Origin of the sequence: Comamonas sp. CMM02, from assembly GCF_014851485.1 — a bacterium.
GTDB classification, from domain to species: domain Bacteria; phylum Pseudomonadota; class Gammaproteobacteria; order Burkholderiales; family Burkholderiaceae_C; genus Comamonas; species Comamonas avium.
The window spans coordinates 16,911-32,370 of sequence record NZ_JACUZW010000007.1; the positions used below are offsets into that span (position 1 = coordinate 16,911).

A 15,460-nucleotide genomic window follows, 5' to 3' on the forward strand; every position below is an offset into this window, starting at 1 on the left:
ACCCATGACTACATCGACCAGCGCCCCTAGCGCAAACTCCGGCGCATTCTCGGCGCTGACGCTGCTGCCCTCGACCCTGCAAAACCTGCAGGATCTGGGCTACGTGCAGATGACCCCCATTCAGGCTGCCAGCCTGCCCCTGACACTGGCTGGCCGCGATTTGATCGCCCAGGCCAGCACTGGCAGCGGCAAGACCGCCGCCTTTGGCTTGCCCTTGCTGGAGCGACTGAACCAGCGCTGGTTTGCCGTGCAAGGCCTGGTGCTGTGCCCCACGCGCGAGCTGGCTGACCAGGTGGCTACTGAAATCCGCCGTCTGGCGCGGGCGCAAGAAAACATCAAGGTTGTCACCGTTTACGGTGGCGTGCCCTCGCGCAACCAGATCGCCAGTCTGGAAAACGGTGCCCACATTGTGGTGGGTACTCCCGGGCGTGTGATGGACTTGATCGACCGGGGCGCACTCGATATCTCCAACCTGCAAACGCTGGTGCTGGATGAAGCCGATCGCATGCTGGACATGGGCTTTTACGCCGACATCGAAACCGTGGTTGAGCAATGCCCTGAGCAGCGCCAGACCCTGCTGTTCTCGGCCACCTACCCTGATGGCATTGCCTCGCTGGCCAAACGCTTCATGCGCGAGCCTGAGATGGTCAAAGTGGCCGCCCAGCACAGCGCGCACAAGATTGCCCAGCGCTGGTACGAAGTACCAGCCAAGCAAAAGATCGACGTGGTGGTGCAAATGCTGGCGCACTTTCGCCCTGAATCCACCATCGCGTTCTGCAACACCAAACAGCAGTGCCGCGATGTGGTCACTGAGCTGCAAGCACAGGGCATCAGCGCCCTGGCACTGTTTGGTGAGCTGGAACAGCGCGAACGCGACGAAGTGCTGGTGCAGTTTTCTAATAAGAGCTGCAGCGTACTGGTTGCCACCGATGTGGCCGCACGCGGGCTGGACATTGCCAACCTGTCTGCCGTCATCAACGTCGATGTGACGCCGGACGCCGAAATTCACATCCACCGCATCGGCCGCACGGGCCGCGGTGATGCCGAAGGTCTGGCACTGAACCTGGTCTCCATGGACGAGATGGTGTTCGTGTCCAAGATCGAGCAGATGCAAGAGCGTGCCTCGGAGTGGTTCCCGGTGCAAGAGCTGACGCCTGCAGAAGGTGGCCCGTTGCTGCCACCCATGAGCACCATCCAGATCATCGGTGGCCGCAAGGAAAAAATCCGTGCTGGCGACGTCATGGGTGCCATGTGCGCGGACTTCGGCTACAGCCGTGACCAGATCGGCAAGATCAGTGTGAATGACTTTTCCACGTATGTGGCGGTGGATCGACGGATTGCTGCTGCTGCTTGCGACAAGCTCAACAATGGGCGGGTGAAGGGCAAGAGCGTACGTGCTCGGGTGCTGTAAAAATCTTTTCAGGTTTCGCTCGAAGGCTCATAACTTAGGTTGTGAGCCTTTTTTGTTTTATGAGTGTCTTTGAGGTCTGGCGCTTATTTGGCTGTCGCTAGTGGCTCTGTTTTTATTGTTGTTGTGGCATTGCTGTTCGAGGCCGGTAGTCGACCGGCAGCGACCCGGGTTCTTTTGTCTTGCCAAAAGAACCCAGGCAAAGAAAAGGCGCGCCTTGCAGACGGCTTGTCCAGCAGAACCCACTGCGCGCTTGCAGCGCTGCGTTCCGGGTAGAGGTGTGCACTGCTTTTGCTGACTTTTCTTGCGCAAGCAAGAAAAGTCAGTTACCGCCGCGCGATAAGCGGTCAGTAAAATTTAAAACCAGCATAAGAGACAAATCAGCCTCTAATGCTGACGCAGAAAGCGCCGGCTGCTCATAAATCCATGAGCGCTGGCGCTAAGTGTGATTGAGCAAAGCCCCGGCCAAAGTCAGCACAGGGCAGGTGCTGAAAAAATTACTTCAGCAAATCCTGAACCTGCCCCAAAGCTGTCTGACCACATTGGTCATCCAGATGACCACCGGGCGCGCCGGCAATGCCTACGGCGCCGATCACTTCATTGCCCACTTTCACGGGCAAGCCACCTCCTAGCAGCAGATAGCCGGGAATGTGTACCAAGTTGGCGGCGCCGGGGTTTTTCTGGCTGCCTTCCATCATGGCCAGGGTGCTGTTCTTGGCGGAGGCTGAGGTGTATGCCTTCAGGCGGCTGCCTTCCAGGGTGTGGGGGCCAGCGTTGTCGGCGCGCTGCACGGCGCGCACGGTGCCGGCGCGGTCGACCACGGTGGCGGTGACGGCGTAGCCGTTGGCGGTGCAGGCGGCCACGCTGCGGGCGGCGAGGTCGTTGGCCAACTCCAGCGACATGTTCTTTTCAGTGCGCACGGCTTGCGCTTGCGCGGCGGTGCCCAGCAGGCACAGGGTGATGGCGATGGCTGTGGTGGAAATGCGTGGCATGGTAAAGCTTTCTACTAAATGGGGACGCGGGCCGGTTGCAGCGCCTGTGGGGTACTGTAGAAACATTGCGTGCCACGCACCATGCGTGCGGCTACGTGCGGGCTTGCGTAGAACTACGGAGTGGCGACGGCGAAGGGCTGGCGCAGCCGTTGTCAGACAGCGGGGCGTAGCGGCGGATGAGCCAGGCCAGCGATGGGGCCTCCAGCTTGGCAAACAGGTTGGCGCGGTGGGTTTCGACGGTGCGAGGAGAAAGGTCCAGCGCACGGCCAATTTCCTTGTTGGTCAGACCTTGCACGATCAGGGCCAGCACTTCGCACTCGCGTGGGGAGAGCTGGGTGTAGCGCTGCAGGGCGTCGCGGTCGGCCTGCGTTTGGGCGCGCAGGCGTACGTGCTGGCGCACGGCGGTCTGCAGGGCTTCGAGCAGAACTTCATCGTCCACGGGCTTTTCCAGAAACTCCGCTGCTCCGCTTTTGAAAGCGCGGCGGCACATGTCCACCGTGCCGTGGCCGGTGAGCATGAGGATGGGCTGGTCCACCCCCTGTTCCATCAATTGACCCAGCAGGGCCAAGCCGCCTACGCCGGGCATGCGCACATCGAGCACGATGGCACCGATGGACTGGCGGTCAAACTCGGCCGAGAAGGCCAGTGGGTCTGCCCAGGTCTGTACGCGCAGGCCCACGGTGCTGATGAGCAGCGAGAGGCTGTCGCGCACGGCCTGGTCGTCGTCCACCAAGTGAATCAAGGGGGACTGTTGCAGGTTTTCAGGGCTGGGCATGGGAGGTAGGTGCTGCGGTGATGCGGGCAGGCAGGGTCAGCTCAAAGCAGGCACCGCGCAGGGCGGCACGTTCTACGAGCCGCAGGTGCCCGCCCATGGATTCGGCCAAGCTTTCGCTGAGTGTCAGCCCCAGACCCAGCCCTTGGCTGCGTGTGGTGGTGAACGGGGTGAACAGACGATCGCGGATCTCGGGCGCAATGCCAGGGCCATTGTCTTGCACGCGCAGGTACACCCACGGGCCTTGCTGGGCTTGCTCAATTTCCAGCCGCCGCTCTGCAGGCGGAATTTTGTCCATGGCCTGCAGGGCGTTGACCAGCAGATTGTGCAGAATTTGCTGCAGTGCTACGGGGTCGATCTGCAGCGGTGGCAGCGGTGCGGGCACCACGTGCTGCACCTGGATTTGGTGCTTGCGCAGCTCGGCCTCCAGCAGGTACAGGGCATCGTTCACGGCATGCTGCAGCGACAGCTGCTGGGTGTGGGCGGTGGTGTTTGGGCGCTCTACCAGACGCCGCAGCCGGCCTACAACGCCTGAGGCACGCTTGGCCTGCTCTGCCGCCTGTGCCATGGCTTGCCGTGCGGCGTCCAGATCGGGTTCGGTGTCGTCCAGCAGGCGGCGCGCTGCTTGGCTGTTGGAGAGAATGGCGGTTAGCGGTTGGTTCAGTTCATGCGCCATGCCTGCCGCCAGTTCGCCCAGTGTGTTCAGGCGTGCGACATGGCCGTGCTGCAGCAGTTGTTCGGCCCGCAGCCGGGCGGTGCGTTGCTGCCACGCCGCGCGCAGCCCGGCCAGCACCAGTGCACACAGCGCGGCCCAGGCCAGCATGGGCCACCACGGCAGCAGACGGGCGTGCAGCTTGTAGCGTTCGTGCAAGTCCAACGCCTGGCTGGGGGAGGCCAGTGTTTTGGTTTGCGTCCATGCCCAGCCATGGGTTGTGGCTTCAGCCTCGCCCGCCTGAAGAATCAGCGTTTGCTCACCTTGGGTGAGCCAGATGCGCACGGGGCTGCGGCTGGCGGGATAAGGCCATTCTTCAGCAGGAACGGTGGCAGGCAGGTGCAGTTGCAGTGCGTAGCTGGAAGGGGCGCCAGCCTGCACGAGAAACAGCGTGCCTTGTGCCAACTGGCTGGTGTCCATGTGGGCATGGCCGCTGGCACGGGATTGCTGCTCCAGCGTGGAAAGTGTCGCAGGCCAGTGCGCAGGCCAAGGCTGGTCAGGGCGGTGCTGGGCTACGCCCAGAATCTGCGGGTACAGGCGCGCCAGTTCGCTGGTGACAGCATTTGCGCTGGCATCGGCAGTCAGTGGGGGCTGCAGCAGTGCCAAGGTGGCCAAGATGGCGTCGTGCTGCACCATTTGCTGGCTGAGCAGGCGGTGGGCCACCCGGGCATTGGTGGTGAAGGCTTCGTGCAGCGCCTGTAGCCGCTGCTGTGCCAGCCAGCCAGCACCGGCAGCTGCGGTCACGATCCAGGCTAGCAGCCAGCCCTGCCAAGGCTTCATCCATGTCATGGCGGCGATTGTGGCATCACCCGTTGCTGCACATACACAGCGTGGAATTTCGATCGATGAAGGCGGCGTGGCGCAGCGTGTTTAGATCAAGGCTCAGACCCTGCGAATCTTCGATTTGCGGCTGAGATGAGACGCCAATCTGCAGGTTGTACGGGTCGCTGAAAGGGCGAGGTAACGATGTATCAAGCGAGGTGCTGACGGCTCTTAGCCCTTGGCAAAGAACAGGGCTGCCATCACCAGGCCGGTCAGCACAATCGCCCAACGCAGGATGTGTGCGGGAATTTTGCGCGCCACTCGTGCGCCGCCATAGCCACCCGCTGTAGCCGCCACCATCATCAGCAATGCGTGTTTCCACTCGACGATGCCGCCTGCGGCGTAGATAGCCACGGCAATCGCGGTGAGCAGGGCCGAGACCAGATTTTTCATGCCATTCATGGCATTGAGCTGGGTTTGCCCCAGCAGGCCAAACAGTGCCAGGCACAAGATGCCCAAACCACCATTGAAGTAACCGCCATAGAAGGCGACGGCCAGCATGCTCAGCGCGGCTTTGGTGGGGCTGGCGGGGGCATGGGTGGCATTTTTACCTGCGGCCCAGGCACGGATCTGGGGGGCGAAAGCGAATAGCGCAGTAGCGGCCAGCAGCAGCCAGGGTACGACCTTGCGGAAGATGTCGTCGGGGGTAAACAGCAGCAAGGCAGCGCCGGCAGCGCCACCCACCAGCGACAGGGCAATGGATTTGCCCATGGTCAAGCCCGGTGGTGCAGCCATGTCTTCTTTAAAGCCCCAGGCGCTGGCGGCGTAGCCGGGCAGCAGGGCAACGGTGCCAGTCGCGTTGGCGGCTACCGGGGGCATACCGGTAAAGACGAGGGCGGGCAGGGTCAGAAAGCTGCCGCCTCCTGCCACAGCATTGAGTGCGCCGGCCACAAAGGCAGCGGCCAGCAGCAAAGCAATGTGGGTCCAGGGGCCGATGCCTAAGATGTCCATGGGGGTGTCTCTCTCATGTTGTTATGTGTTCGTGAGGCTGACGCACCGATGTGGTGCGGCCATGGCGAGATCTTAGTGGTTGGCATGGGGTGTCTGGCACGCACAAAAAAGCAAAGCACCTGAGACATGAAGGTGCTTAGTGCGGGGAGCGCGAGCTGGCTGAAGGCCTGTGCAAGACGCAGACCTGTGCACGATGGGAAAGCAGCTCAGCCGGGGACTGCAGAGTCCTGTGTGCTTTCAGGAGCGGATGTAATTCCAGCCTTGTGTCTGCCAGCGCGCCAGCGCCAGTACGGCGGGCTCATTGAGCAGGAGCAAGGGAGTGCGGCATTCGCGCTGCAGGTTGGCGAGGGTGTTGGGGCAGACATGCGTCAATGCATCGGCCTGCTCGTGCGGTGTATCCAGCGCGACGGCGACGGCAGCTGCATTGGCAATGATGCGGACCTGGCAGCTAGGATCTGCCCGCAGTGCGTTAACAAGGTTCATGCGGGCGCGTTGCAGACCTTCTGCATCTGGGGCGTGAAGCAGGATATGAAGTGGTGTAGGCATGTGTCTTTGTAACCTGAAACAGCTTATGCCGCAGTCGCTTGGAATACCCCGTCAGGCGCGCCTGCTCCGCGCAGGAAGGCGTTGATTGGTGTTTGCATATAGGTGCGGCCATCGTCTGCCGCGGGGGGCAGTTTGCCCGCTCGCACATTCACTTGTACCGCAGGCAATATGAGGGTGGGCATGTCCAGTGTGGCGTCGCGGGCGGTGCGCATGGTGACGAAATCTGGCTCACTCACACCGGTGCGCACGTGAATACTGTGCTGTTTTTGCTCGGCCACGGTTGACACAAAGGCTGGGCCGCGGCTGGCAGGTGGATAGTCATGGCAGATGAACAGGCGGGTGCTCTCCGGCAGCCTGAGCAGGCGCTGGATGGAGCGGTACAGCTGTGCGGCGTCGCCTCCGGGAAAGTCGGCGCGGGCGGTGCCAACGTCGGGCATGAACAGCGTGTCGCCAGTAAATACGGCGTCTTGCACGTGGTAGGCCATATCGGCAGGCGTATGGCCAGGTACGTGCAGGGCGGTCACGGTCAGCTTGCCCAGCTGAAACTGTTCACCGTCGGTAAACAGGTGGTCAAACTGGCTTCCATCGGGCACAAAAGCATGCTCAAAGTGAAAGATGCTGCGAAACATTTTTTGCACTTCCCGGATGTGCACGCCAATGGCAATCTGACCACCCAGATGGTGGCGAATGTGCTGTGCCCCCGAGAGGTGATCGGCGTGGGCATGTGTCTCCAAAATCCACTGCACCTGCCAGCCTTGGGCGCGCACGTAGTCAATGATGCGGTCGGAGGAGGCGCTGGTCAGCGTGCCTGACTTGGGCTCAAAGTCGAGCACCGGGTCAATCACGGCGACTTGTCCGCTGGCAGGGTCGGCCAGCACATAGCTTACGGTGCCGGTGGTTGCATCAAAAAAAGGTTCGATGTGCATGGCGCTGACTTTCTGGCTGAAGGCTGAGGAATGGATAGAGATGGTGTTCAATGCAGCATTAATTTACTTTTTAATATAATATATAAAAACAGATTGTCTGCTGCGCTTTTTTGTTTTTATCAAACGATCAGACGTGGCAGGCGTGCGCATGGGGCGCAAGCCGTATCTGGGTTCTTGAATCTTGCAATCAGCTCCAAAGGAGAAAACCATGAAAGCTAATGTTGGTGGGATTGACCGCGTACTGCGTATTTTGGTTGGACTGGTGCTGTTGGTGCTGGCCGCATCGGGCACCGTGGGCTGGTGGGGCTGGCTGGGGGTGGTGCCGCTGGTCACAGGGCTGTTGCGCTTTTGCCCGTTGTATTCGCTGCTGGGTTTGCGAACCTGCCCGCTGGAGTTGCGCAAATAAAATCGCGCTGCCTTGAAGGCTTCGCTGCCTGGCGTAGTTGAAAGCAGCGATTTCGGATTTCGCTTTCTTGTCATGGGCTAGCGCATTGTTTGTCTGTCACTTTTTTCTGAATCCATTGTCATGACCTTGCACTCCACTCCAGCTGTCCAGTCTGCTGCCGAGATTGATATGGCCGCCATGCGCGCCCATGCGGGCGAAGCGGTTGCCATGCTCAAGGTGCTGGGCAATGAAGACCGTCTGCTGCTGCTGTGCCAGATTGCCCGGCAGCCCCGCACAGTGGGAGAGCTGGAGCAGCTTACGGGTATTGGACAGCCCACACTGTCGCAGCAGCTGGGAGTGCTGCGGCGCGAGGGTTTGGTGAGCACCGAGCGCGAAGGCAAATTTATTCGCTATCAAGCCGCTGATGCGCGTGCACTGCAGTTGATGCAGGTGGTGCACCAGCTATTTTGTGAAGGAGCTCAGTCATGAGCATTGCGTGGGATGCATTTACGCCCGGGACATCGCTGGCCGGCGGTGTTTTGATTGGCCTGTCTGCCGCAGCAATGGTGGTGCTGCTAGGCCGTATTACCGGTATCAGTGGCATGGTGGGCGGTTTGCTGCAAGCGCAGACGTGGCGCAGCGCTTCGCAGTGGGGCTGGCGGGCCGCATTTGTGATCGGCCTGCTGGCCGCGCCTTGGGTGTGGCAGTGGTTTGCGCCGCTGCCAGAGGTCACCATGCCCGGCAATCCTGTGTTGATCATCGCAGCGGGGTTGCTGGTGGGTTTTGGCACCCGGCTGGGCTCCGGCTGCACCAGCGGTCATGGCGTGTGCGGGCTGTCGCGCCTGTCACTGCGTTCGATGGCCGCCACCCTGGTGTTCATGGCCACGGGTGCTGTCACGGTGTTTGTGGTGCGCCACGTGATGGGAGGGTGAACATGACGGCTTTTGTTGCACTGGCGGCAGGCTTGGTATTTGGCCTGGGACTCATCCTTTCGGGAATGGGCAATCCGGCCAAAGTTCAGAATTTTCTGGATTTTTTTGGAGTGTGGGACCCATCACTGGCGCTGGTTATGGGCGGTGCGATTGCGATCGGTTTGATAGCCTTTACCTGGGCCAAAAAACGCACAACCTCGGTGCTGGGTGCCCCCATGCAACTGCCAACATCCACGGCACTGGATGCCAGATTGCTTAGCGGTGCAGCCATGTTTGGTGTGGGCTGGGGTCTGGCAGGCTTTTGTCCCGGGCCCGCAGTGATGAATCTGCTGACAGGGCACAGCGAGGTCTGGTTGTTTGTGGCAGCAATGCTGGTGGGAATGCTGGCACAGCATGGATGGGCGCGTGCCAGAAAGCAGGCTCAGTGAGGGGTGCTGATGCCGTTTGCATCAGGGCGGTGGGCATAAAAATATGCGACGTAATGAATGTTCGCGGGTGTAAGGATGGAGTGGGCGTCTATGTATGAATCTCTCTGGCCCATGTGGGTTACGCTGGGCTTGGTGCTGGTGTATTTTGTCAAACAGTGGCTGCATCCCGCGCGAGCCACGCGCCTGCATGACCAACTGCGACAGGATTGGCTGCAGGCTGTCTCCAACAGCAAAGGCACAGAAGTGCTGGCCGTGCAGACCATTCGCAATTCACTGATGTCCTGCACCATGACGGCCACCACGGCCACCTTGGGGCTGATGGGTGGCCTCACGCTGCTGCACAGCGGCTGGGGTGATGCGGTGGCCGCAGGCCGTGCCGATGTGCTGCAGTTGCACACGCTGGCGGTGCTGGTGCTGCTGGGGCTGTCGTTTATCAGCGCCATGCTTGCGGCGCGGCAGTGGCACCACGCAGGTTTTGTGGCTGGCATGCCGATTGACAGTCCTCAGCGGTTGCAGTGGCTGGACGTCGGGCAGCGCAGCATTCGCCGTGCGGGGCATTACTACGCGTTGTCAGTGCGTCTTTTGATGTGGTGTGTGCCCGTGCTGCTGGTTGGCATCTCGCCATTGGCAGGGCTGATTGCTGCCGTGGTGCTGCTGATTGTGCTGGCAACCGGCATTGATCGGTGAAAAGTTCTTTGCAGAACTGGCCTTCCGACGCCACCAAAAAAGGACTCCATAGGGAGTCCTTTTTGATGAATGAGAAAACGCTTTTCAGTCTTTGGCGTAGGGGTCCGGGTAACCCAGCTCGGCCATGATGTCGGTTTCATACGCTTCCATCTCGTTGGCGTCTTCTTCACTGGTTTCGTGGTCCCAGCCTTGAGCGTGCAGGGTGCCGTGCACCAGCATGTGGGCGTAGTGCTCTTGCAGTGACTTGTTTTGCTCCTTGGCTTCGCGCTCGATCACGGGGCCGCAGATCACCAGATCGGCCATTACGGTAGGTGCTTGCTGATAGTCAAAGGTCAGCACATTGGTGGCGTAGTCCTTTTTGCGAAACTGCGCATTCAGGGCTTGCCCCTCTTCGGTGCCCACAATGCGAACCGTTATTTCGGCGTCCACAGCCAGAGCGTGTTGAATCCATTTGGTGACGGTAGCGCGGCTAAGCAGGGCGCGGTGCTCGGCCACGTTGTCAAAGCTGCCAAACTGCAAAGAGAGTTCAAGCTTGTTAAGTGTCATTTTTGGCTCTGGCGCCTGTTTACTGAGCGCTGATAGCTATAGGTATTGATGATTTGTGCCTGCCTTAGCGTGCAGAGCGGCCGCCGCTGCTGGCGTCGTAGGCATCCACAATGCGCGCCACCATGGGGTGGCGTACCACGTCGACGCTGGTAAAGCGGTTGATGGAGATGCCATTGACACGCTTGAGCACGCGCTCGGCATCAATGAGTCCGCTCATCGCACCCTTGGGCAGGTCAATCTGGCTGACGTCGCCGGTGATTACAGCCTTGGCACCAAAGCCAATGCGGGTGAGAAACATCTTCATCTGCTCGGGCGTTGTGTTCTGTGCTTCGTCCAGAATGACGAACGCATTGTTCAGTGTCCGTCCACGCATGAAGGCCAGCGGTGCAATTTCCAGCGCATTGCGCTCGAAGGCTTTTTGCACTTTCTCGTAGCCCATCAGATCGTAGAGCGCGTCGTACAGGGGGCGCAGGTAGGGGTCCACCTTCTGGGTTAGGTCGCCGGGAAGAAAGCCCAGGCGTTCTCCGGCCTCTACGGCAGGGCGGGTCAGCACAATGCGCTGCACGGCGCTGCGCTCCAGCGCATCAACCGCGCAGGCCACAGCCAGATAGGTTTTGCCTGTGCCCGCGGGGCCAATGCCAAAGGTAATGTCGTGCGCAGCAATGTTCTGCAGATACAGCGCCTGATTGGGCGTGCGTGCGCGCAGGTCTGTACGGCGGGTGGTGAGCTGGATGGCATCGGGGTTGACCTCGATCATCTCGGCATCACCGGCCAGCATCAGTTGCAGCGTTTCTTCTTTGAGTGGGCGGTCGGCCTGCTCATACAAGGCTTGCAGCAGATCCATGGCTTGCTGGGCCTTGGCTTTGGGGCCGTCCACCTTGAACTGTTCATGGCGGTGTGCAATCTTGACTTGCAGGCCCGTTTCGATGGTGCGCAGGTGCGCATCGGCCGAGCCACAAAGGTTGCTCAGACGAAGGTTGTTGTGCGGTGTAAAGGTGTGGCGCAAGATCACGCTGATAATTCCCTTAAGGAAGACTGCCGCTGCTGGCGGCAAAGGATCGCAATGATAGGCAAATTGACTGGCACTCTGCTCGAGAAGAACCCGCCCCAAGTCCTGGTGGACTGCCATGGTGTGGGCTATGAAGTGCAGGTGCCCATGAGCACGTTTTACAACCTGCCCGGGCTGGGTGACAAGATCAGCCTGCTGACGCACTTTATCGTGCGCGAGGATGCCCAGTTGCTGTATGGGTTTGCTACCCCGCAAGAGCGTCAGACATTCCGCGAGCTGATCAAGGTCAGCGGTGTGGGTCCACGCATGGCGCTGTCGTTGCTGTCGGGCATGGGCATTGACGACTTGGTGCAGGCCATTGCGTTGCAGGAAGTGGCTCGTCTGGTCAAAGTGCCGGGCATTGGCAAGAAAACGGCGGAGCGTCTGCTGCTGGAGCTCAAGGGCAAGCTCGGTGATGCCGTGGTGGGTACGGCAGGCGCGCAGGTCAAGAGCGATGCGCAGTCCGACATCCTGCAAGCGCTGCTGGCGCTGGGTTATTCCGACAAGGAGGCCGCCATCAGCCTCAAAGCCCTGCCCGCCGATGTGGGGGTGAGTGACGGTATCAAACTGGCTCTCAAAGCCCTGGCCAAGTAAGCACCCATGAGCATTCACACCGAAGATTTCGGCGAGGGCTTTGCCGCCGCCCCCCAGCGCAAGCCGCGTGCCAAGGCGCAGCCCGCAGCGGCTGCGCATGATGCCCGTGACACGCCTGAAGCGGCCATGCGCAGCCCGACCATCTCCCCAGCACCTGTCAACAAGCACGAAGAAGTGATGGAGCGCGCACTGCGCCCCAAACTACTGGATGAGTATGTGGGGCAGGCCAAGGCGCGTGAGCAGCTGGAGATCTTTATCGGTGCGGCCAAAAAACGTGGCGAAGCGCTGGACCACGTCTTGCTGTTTGGCCCACCTGGGCTGGGCAAGACCACGCTGAGCCACATCATTGCGGCGGAGCTGGGGGTGAACCTGCGCCAGACCAGTGGACCCGTGCTGGAAAAGCCCAAGGATCTGGCGGCACTGCTGACCAATCTGGAAGCCAACGATGTGCTGTTCATTGATGAAATTCACCGCCTGAGCCCCGTGGTGGAGGAGATTCTCTACCCCGCACTGGAAGATTTTCAGATCGACATCATGATTGGCGAAGGCCCGGCGGCGCGCTCCATCAAGCTGGATTTGCAGCCGTTTACGCTGGTGGGAGCCACCACGCGTGCAGGCATGCTGACCAACCCGTTGCGAGATCGATTTGGCATCGTGGCGCGGCTTGAGTTCTACAACACCGAAGAGCTGGCGCGCATTGTCAAGCGCAGCGCGGGCTTGCTGGGTGCGCCCATTGATGCCGAAGGTGCGCAGGAGGTAGCCAACCGTTCCCGCGGTACGCCGCGCATTGCCAACCGTTTGCTGCGCCGTGTGCGTGACTATGCCGACGTCAAGGGGGACGGCACGATCACGCAGGACATTGCGCAAAAAGCCTTGTCCATGCTGGACGTTGATCCGCGTGGCTTTGATGTGATGGACCGCAAGCTGCTGGAGGCCGTGGTGCACCGTTTTGATGGTGGCCCCGTCGGAGTGGACAACATTGCTGCCAGCATTGGTGAGGACGCGGGCACGATCGAAGACGTGATTGAGCCGTATCTGATCCAGCAAGGCTATCTGCAGCGCACCCCGCGTGGCCGTATTGCCACCAAGGCTGCCTACCAGCATCTGGGGCTGGTCGTGCCGCAAACGGAAGGCCATCTGTTTAACGAATAAAGCGCTTGTCTGGCGTGGGCGCAGCGCTGGCCTGTGCCATGCTGGGTGTGACCCCCAAGGATTTTTGTGAATCAGCCTGCATCACCCCCCACCACCTCATCCGTCACTCGCCGTACAGCTCGGTGGTGGCTGGCGTGCGCTGCCGTGGTGGTACTGGTGGGGGCGGTCTGGGGCGTACAAAAGTGGCGTGGCCCGCAGGTGCCTGCAGTGCAGGTGCATGCCCAGTCACTGGTGCGGACACTGCAGTTTTCGGCGCGGGTGGAGACCCGGTCTCGCGTGGGTGTGGGCAGTACGGTGGTGGGGCGTGTTGAGCGTGTGGCTGTGCGTGAAGGTGACACGGTGGAGGCGGGCCAACTGCTGGTGCAACTGGAGCAGACCGAGCTGCAAGCGGCCCTGCTGCAATCGCAGGCCAGTCTGGAGCAAGCCCAGGCGCAGCTGGCCAATGTGCGCACCAATAGCCGCATTGGCAATCAGGCACAGGTGGCGCAATCGCAGGCTTCGCTCATGCAGGCGCAATCAGACTGGACGCGCAATGAAAAGCTAGTGCAGCAAGGCTTTTTGAGCCAGGCCACGCTGGACGAAAAACGCAAGGCACTGCAAATTGCACAGGCGCAGCTGCAGGCAGCGCAGGCACAGGCAGCAGCATCAGCCGATGGTGGCGCAGAACTCAAGGCGGCACAGGCGCAGGCCGGACAGGCCCAGGCTGCGCTGTCGGTGGCCCGTGCAAAACTCGACCAAACCCGCATCACTGCCCCCAGCCAGGGCAAGGTGTTGCTACGCGATGTGGAGCCGGGGCAAATCGTGCAACCCGGAACGGCGCTGCTGCAGCTGGCGCTGGAGGGCCCTGCCCTGATCGTGGCGCAGGTGGATGAGCGTTTTCTGGATCAGCTGCGTGAGGGACAAAGCGCGCAAGTCGTAGCGGATGCGTTTGCTGATCAGCCATTGGCGGCCCGCGTGGTGTCGATTGCCCCCAGCGTGGATGCGCAGCGCGGCGCGGTAGAGGTCAAGCTGGTGCTGGATGCCGCGCCGCCCGCTTTTTTGCGCGAAGACATGACCTTGTCGGTGGCGGTGGAGACAGGGCGGGCTGATCAGGCGCTGGTGCTGCCGCTGCAAGCCTTGCAAGGTGCGCGTGCAGGCAGTCTGCAAGCGCAGGTTTTGCTGCTGGTGAATGGCAAGGCCACCGCCCAGCCCGTGCAGGTGGGCTTGCGCACCTTGGAGGCGGCAGAAGTAACCCAGGGCTTGAAAGAGGGTGACACGGTCTTGCTGCCGCCGGCCCGAGCAGACCAGCGGGTGCGAGCCCAGCTGCAAGGTGGTGTCGATTGATGGCAGCCGTACCCCTTGGTTTTGAGTGGCGCGTGGCTTTGCGTTTTCTGCGTGAAGGGCGCATGCAAAGTCTGCTGATTGTGGCGGGCGTGGCGGCGGGTGTGGCGGTGATTACCTACATCACGGCCCTCATTCACGGCCTGCAGGCCAACACAATTGCCAAAACGCTGGGCACGCAGGCACACATCAGCTTGCGTGCTCCGGATGACGTGGTCACGCCCATTGCAGCAGACGCCAACTTTGCCGTGGTGCTGAGCGACACCCAGCCCCGTGCACAGCGTCTGCGTTCGGTGGCCAACTGGCAGCTGCTGCTGCCGGTGCTAGAGCGCATGTCCGATGTGGTGGCTGTGTCGCCCATGGTGTCGGGCTCGGGCCTGGCGCTGCGGGGCGAGGCATCGCAGTCCGTGGCATTGATGGGGGTGGAGCTAGAGCGCTACGCGAAAATCGTGAACCTGCGGGACAAGCTGGTCTCGGGTGCATGGAGTCTGGCACCGGGTGAGGCCATGATTGGCATGGAGCTGGCGTCTGACCTGGGAGTGCGTGCAGGCGACCGCTTCACGCTGGATACAGGCCGAACCACCGAAACCTTGCGGGTGAGCGCCTTGCTAGACATGGGGGTGAAAGATTTGAACCGCCGCACAGTGATTGTGCCGCTGCGCAGCGGCCAGAGTCTGCTGGGCGTACCCGGAGGGGCGACGGTGCTGGACATGCAGGTGCGCGATGTCTGGCAGGCCGATGCCCTGACGCAGCAATTGCGTGCCCGCTACGACTACAAGGTGGAAAGCTGGCAGGACAACAATGCCCAACTGGTGTCCGCACTGAAGGCGCAAACCATCAGTACCACCGTGATTCGTGCGGTGGTGCTGGTCGTGGTGATACTGGGTATTGCCAGCGTACTGGTGGTCAGCGTGGTGCAAAAACGCCGTGAGATTGGCATTTTGCGAGCCATGGGTACCACGCGCGGACAGGTGATGCGCGTGTTCCTGCTGCAAGGCGCGGTGGTGGGTGCAGTCGGCTCGGTGATGGGGGTCTTGCTGTCGTGGGTGCTGGTTGCGGTGTTAACGGCGTTTGCCCGCAGCGTACAAGGCGGTGCATTGTTTGAAATTGCCCTGACATGGCAAGACGCACTGACTGCCGCACTGACCGCAACCTGCTGCGGGGTGCTGGCGGCGGTGATCCCCTCGCGCAGTGCGGCAGCGATGGACCCGGCGCAAGCCATTCGGATGTAAGGGCCGC

At 61.2% G+C, this 15,460-nt stretch carries 18 protein-coding genes; 10 read left to right on the top strand and 8 right to left on the bottom strand.

From position 1 onward, the window contains the following. Positions 1 to 4: 4 nt before the first annotated feature. Positions 5 to 1,411: an ATP-dependent RNA helicase DbpA gene (dbpA, locus tag IB213_RS17280; protein ID WP_191724259.1), complete on the top strand. Its 1,407-nt coding sequence runs from the start codon at positions 5 to 7 to the stop codon at positions 1,409 to 1,411. Between the two features lie 494 nt (positions 1,412 to 1,905). On the opposite strand, the gene IB213_RS17285 is transcribed toward dbpA, so the two are convergent. The 6 genes from IB213_RS17285 to IB213_RS17310 all read right to left on the bottom strand — a co-directional run bounded on the left by IB213_RS17285 (position 1,906) and on the right by IB213_RS17310 (position 7,129). Next, positions 1,906 to 2,400 carry a heme-binding protein gene (locus tag IB213_RS17285; protein ID WP_191724258.1) on the bottom strand — a complete coding sequence of 165 codons (495 nt, stop codon included), beginning with the start codon at positions 2,398 to 2,400 and terminating at the stop codon, positions 1,906 to 1,908. A 91-nt stretch (positions 2,401 to 2,491) separates the two neighbouring features. Further along, entirely contained in the window at positions 2,492 to 3,175 is a 684-nt protein-coding gene (locus IB213_RS17290) for a response regulator transcription factor (protein ID WP_191724257.1), read from the bottom strand. Next, complete coding sequence (locus IB213_RS17295; protein WP_370551234.1) at positions 3,162 to 4,673, bottom strand: sensor histidine kinase; 1,512 nt, start codon at positions 4,671 to 4,673, stop codon at positions 3,162 to 3,164. The genes IB213_RS17290 and IB213_RS17295 overlap by 14 nt, the downstream gene beginning before the upstream one ends. 204 nt (positions 4,674 to 4,877) lie before the next feature. Then, the gene (locus tag IB213_RS17300) at positions 4,878 to 5,657 is read right to left on the bottom strand and encodes a sulfite exporter TauE/SafE family protein (protein ID WP_191724256.1); all 780 of its coding nucleotides are present in this window, start codon (positions 5,655 to 5,657) and stop codon (positions 4,878 to 4,880) included. A gap of 237 nt (positions 5,658 to 5,894) precedes the next feature. After that, the gene (locus IB213_RS17305) at positions 5,895 to 6,203 is read right to left on the bottom strand and encodes a hypothetical protein (protein WP_191724255.1); all 309 of its coding nucleotides are present in this window, start codon (positions 6,201 to 6,203) and stop codon (positions 5,895 to 5,897) included. Positions 6,204 to 6,226: 23 nt separating this feature from the next. After that, positions 6,227 to 7,129 carry an MBL fold metallo-hydrolase gene (locus IB213_RS17310; protein WP_192408075.1) on the bottom strand — a complete coding sequence of 301 codons (903 nt, stop codon included), beginning with the start codon at positions 7,127 to 7,129 and terminating at the stop codon, positions 6,227 to 6,229. A 208-nt stretch (positions 7,130 to 7,337) separates the two neighbouring features. On the opposite strand from IB213_RS17310, the gene IB213_RS17315 reads away from it, so the two are divergent. The 5 genes from IB213_RS17315 to IB213_RS17335 all read left to right on the top strand — a co-directional run bounded on the left by IB213_RS17315 (position 7,338) and on the right by IB213_RS17335 (position 9,561). Continuing rightward, positions 7,338 to 7,535, top strand: coding sequence for a DUF2892 domain-containing protein (locus IB213_RS17315; RefSeq protein WP_192408077.1), 198 nt, complete (start codon positions 7,338 to 7,340; stop codon positions 7,533 to 7,535). Between the two features lie 120 nt (positions 7,536 to 7,655). Further along, a complete protein-coding gene (locus IB213_RS17320) occupies positions 7,656 to 8,003 on the top strand; it encodes a helix-turn-helix transcriptional regulator (protein ID WP_192408079.1) in 348 nt (115 codons plus the stop codon). Beyond that, positions 8,000 to 8,446, top strand: coding sequence for a YeeE/YedE family protein (locus tag IB213_RS17325; protein ID WP_192408080.1), 447 nt, complete (start codon positions 8,000 to 8,002; stop codon positions 8,444 to 8,446). The genes IB213_RS17320 and IB213_RS17325 overlap by 4 nt, the downstream gene beginning before the upstream one ends. A 2-nt stretch (positions 8,447 to 8,448) precedes the next feature. Continuing rightward, positions 8,449 to 8,874 carry a YeeE/YedE family protein gene (locus IB213_RS17330; protein WP_192408081.1) on the top strand — a complete coding sequence of 142 codons (426 nt, stop codon included), beginning with the start codon at positions 8,449 to 8,451 and terminating at the stop codon, positions 8,872 to 8,874. Positions 8,875 to 8,964: 90 nt separating this feature from the next. Further along, on the top strand, positions 8,965 to 9,561 hold the full coding sequence (locus IB213_RS17335) for a DUF599 family protein (RefSeq protein ID WP_192408082.1): 597 nt from the start codon (positions 8,965 to 8,967) through the stop codon (positions 9,559 to 9,561). 84 nt (positions 9,562 to 9,645) lie between these two features. Here IB213_RS17335 and ybeY read toward each other — a convergent pair whose 3' ends face one another. Next, on the bottom strand, positions 9,646 to 10,107 hold the full coding sequence (gene ybeY, locus IB213_RS17340) for an rRNA maturation RNase YbeY (protein ID WP_191724250.1): 462 nt from the start codon (positions 10,105 to 10,107) through the stop codon (positions 9,646 to 9,648). 64 nt (positions 10,108 to 10,171) lie between these two features. After that, positions 10,172 to 11,119, bottom strand: coding sequence for a PhoH family protein (locus IB213_RS17345; RefSeq protein WP_191724249.1), 948 nt, complete (start codon positions 11,117 to 11,119; stop codon positions 10,172 to 10,174). Positions 11,120 to 11,170: 51 nt separating this feature from the next. Here IB213_RS17345 and ruvA point away from each other — a divergent pair, with 51 nt between their 5' ends. The 4 genes from ruvA to IB213_RS17365 all read left to right on the top strand — a co-directional run bounded on the left by ruvA (position 11,171) and on the right by IB213_RS17365 (position 15,453). Beyond that, on the top strand, positions 11,171 to 11,749 hold the full coding sequence (ruvA, locus tag IB213_RS17350) for a Holliday junction branch migration protein RuvA (RefSeq protein WP_191724248.1): 579 nt from the start codon (positions 11,171 to 11,173) through the stop codon (positions 11,747 to 11,749). Positions 11,750 to 11,755: 6 nt separating this feature from the next. Further along, a complete protein-coding gene (gene ruvB, locus IB213_RS17355) occupies positions 11,756 to 12,901 on the top strand; it encodes a Holliday junction branch migration DNA helicase RuvB (protein ID WP_191724247.1) in 1,146 nt (381 codons plus the stop codon). Between the two features lie 66 nt (positions 12,902 to 12,967). After that, positions 12,968 to 14,224, top strand: coding sequence for an efflux RND transporter periplasmic adaptor subunit (locus IB213_RS17360; protein WP_192408083.1), 1,257 nt, complete (start codon positions 12,968 to 12,970; stop codon positions 14,222 to 14,224). Continuing rightward, on the top strand, positions 14,224 to 15,453 hold the full coding sequence (locus IB213_RS17365; RefSeq protein WP_192408084.1) for an ABC transporter permease: 1,230 nt from the start codon (positions 14,224 to 14,226) through the stop codon (positions 15,451 to 15,453). The genes IB213_RS17360 and IB213_RS17365 overlap by 1 nt, the downstream gene beginning before the upstream one ends. Positions 15,454 to 15,460 lie beyond the last annotated feature (7 nt).

What these genes read in the sequence shown, in the direction of transcription:
- IB213_RS17365 (WP_192408084.1), top strand. Translation starts at nt 14,224, where the DNA reads ATGGCAGCCGTACCCCTTGGTTTTGAGTGGCGCGTGGCTTTGCGTTTT.
- IB213_RS17325 (WP_192408080.1), top strand. Translation starts at nt 8,000, where the DNA reads ATGAGCATTGCGTGGGATGCATTTACGCCCGGGACATCGCTGGCCGGC.
- IB213_RS17295 (WP_370551234.1), bottom strand. Translation starts at nt 4,673, where the DNA reads ATGACATGGATGAAGCCTTGGCAGGGCTGGCTGCTAGCCTGGATCGTG.
- IB213_RS17320 (WP_192408079.1), top strand. Translation starts at nt 7,656, where the DNA reads ATGACCTTGCACTCCACTCCAGCTGTCCAGTCTGCTGCCGAGATTGAT.
- ruvA (WP_191724248.1), top strand. Translation starts at nt 11,171, where the DNA reads ATGATAGGCAAATTGACTGGCACTCTGCTCGAGAAGAACCCGCCCCAA.
- IB213_RS17305 (WP_191724255.1), bottom strand. Translation starts at nt 6,203, where the DNA reads ATGCCTACACCACTTCATATCCTGCTTCACGCCCCAGATGCAGAAGGT.
- ruvB (WP_191724247.1), top strand. Translation starts at nt 11,756, where the DNA reads ATGAGCATTCACACCGAAGATTTCGGCGAGGGCTTTGCCGCCGCCCCC.
- dbpA (WP_191724259.1), top strand. Translation starts at nt 5, where the DNA reads ATGACTACATCGACCAGCGCCCCTAGCGCAAACTCCGGCGCATTCTCG.
- IB213_RS17285 (WP_191724258.1), bottom strand. Translation starts at nt 2,400, where the DNA reads ATGCCACGCATTTCCACCACAGCCATCGCCATCACCCTGTGCCTGCTG.
- IB213_RS17330 (WP_192408081.1), top strand. Translation starts at nt 8,449, where the DNA reads ATGACGGCTTTTGTTGCACTGGCGGCAGGCTTGGTATTTGGCCTGGGA.
- IB213_RS17300 (WP_191724256.1), bottom strand. Translation starts at nt 5,657, where the DNA reads ATGGACATCTTAGGCATCGGCCCCTGGACCCACATTGCTTTGCTGCTG.
- IB213_RS17310 (WP_192408075.1), bottom strand. Translation starts at nt 7,129, where the DNA reads ATGCACATCGAACCTTTTTTTGATGCAACCACCGGCACCGTAAGCTAT.
- IB213_RS17290 (WP_191724257.1), bottom strand. Translation starts at nt 3,175, where the DNA reads ATGCCCAGCCCTGAAAACCTGCAACAGTCCCCCTTGATTCACTTGGTG.
- ybeY (WP_191724250.1), bottom strand. Translation starts at nt 10,107, where the DNA reads ATGACACTTAACAAGCTTGAACTCTCTTTGCAGTTTGGCAGCTTTGAC.
- IB213_RS17315 (WP_192408077.1), top strand. Translation starts at nt 7,338, where the DNA reads ATGAAAGCTAATGTTGGTGGGATTGACCGCGTACTGCGTATTTTGGTT.
- IB213_RS17335 (WP_192408082.1), top strand. Translation starts at nt 8,965, where the DNA reads ATGTATGAATCTCTCTGGCCCATGTGGGTTACGCTGGGCTTGGTGCTG.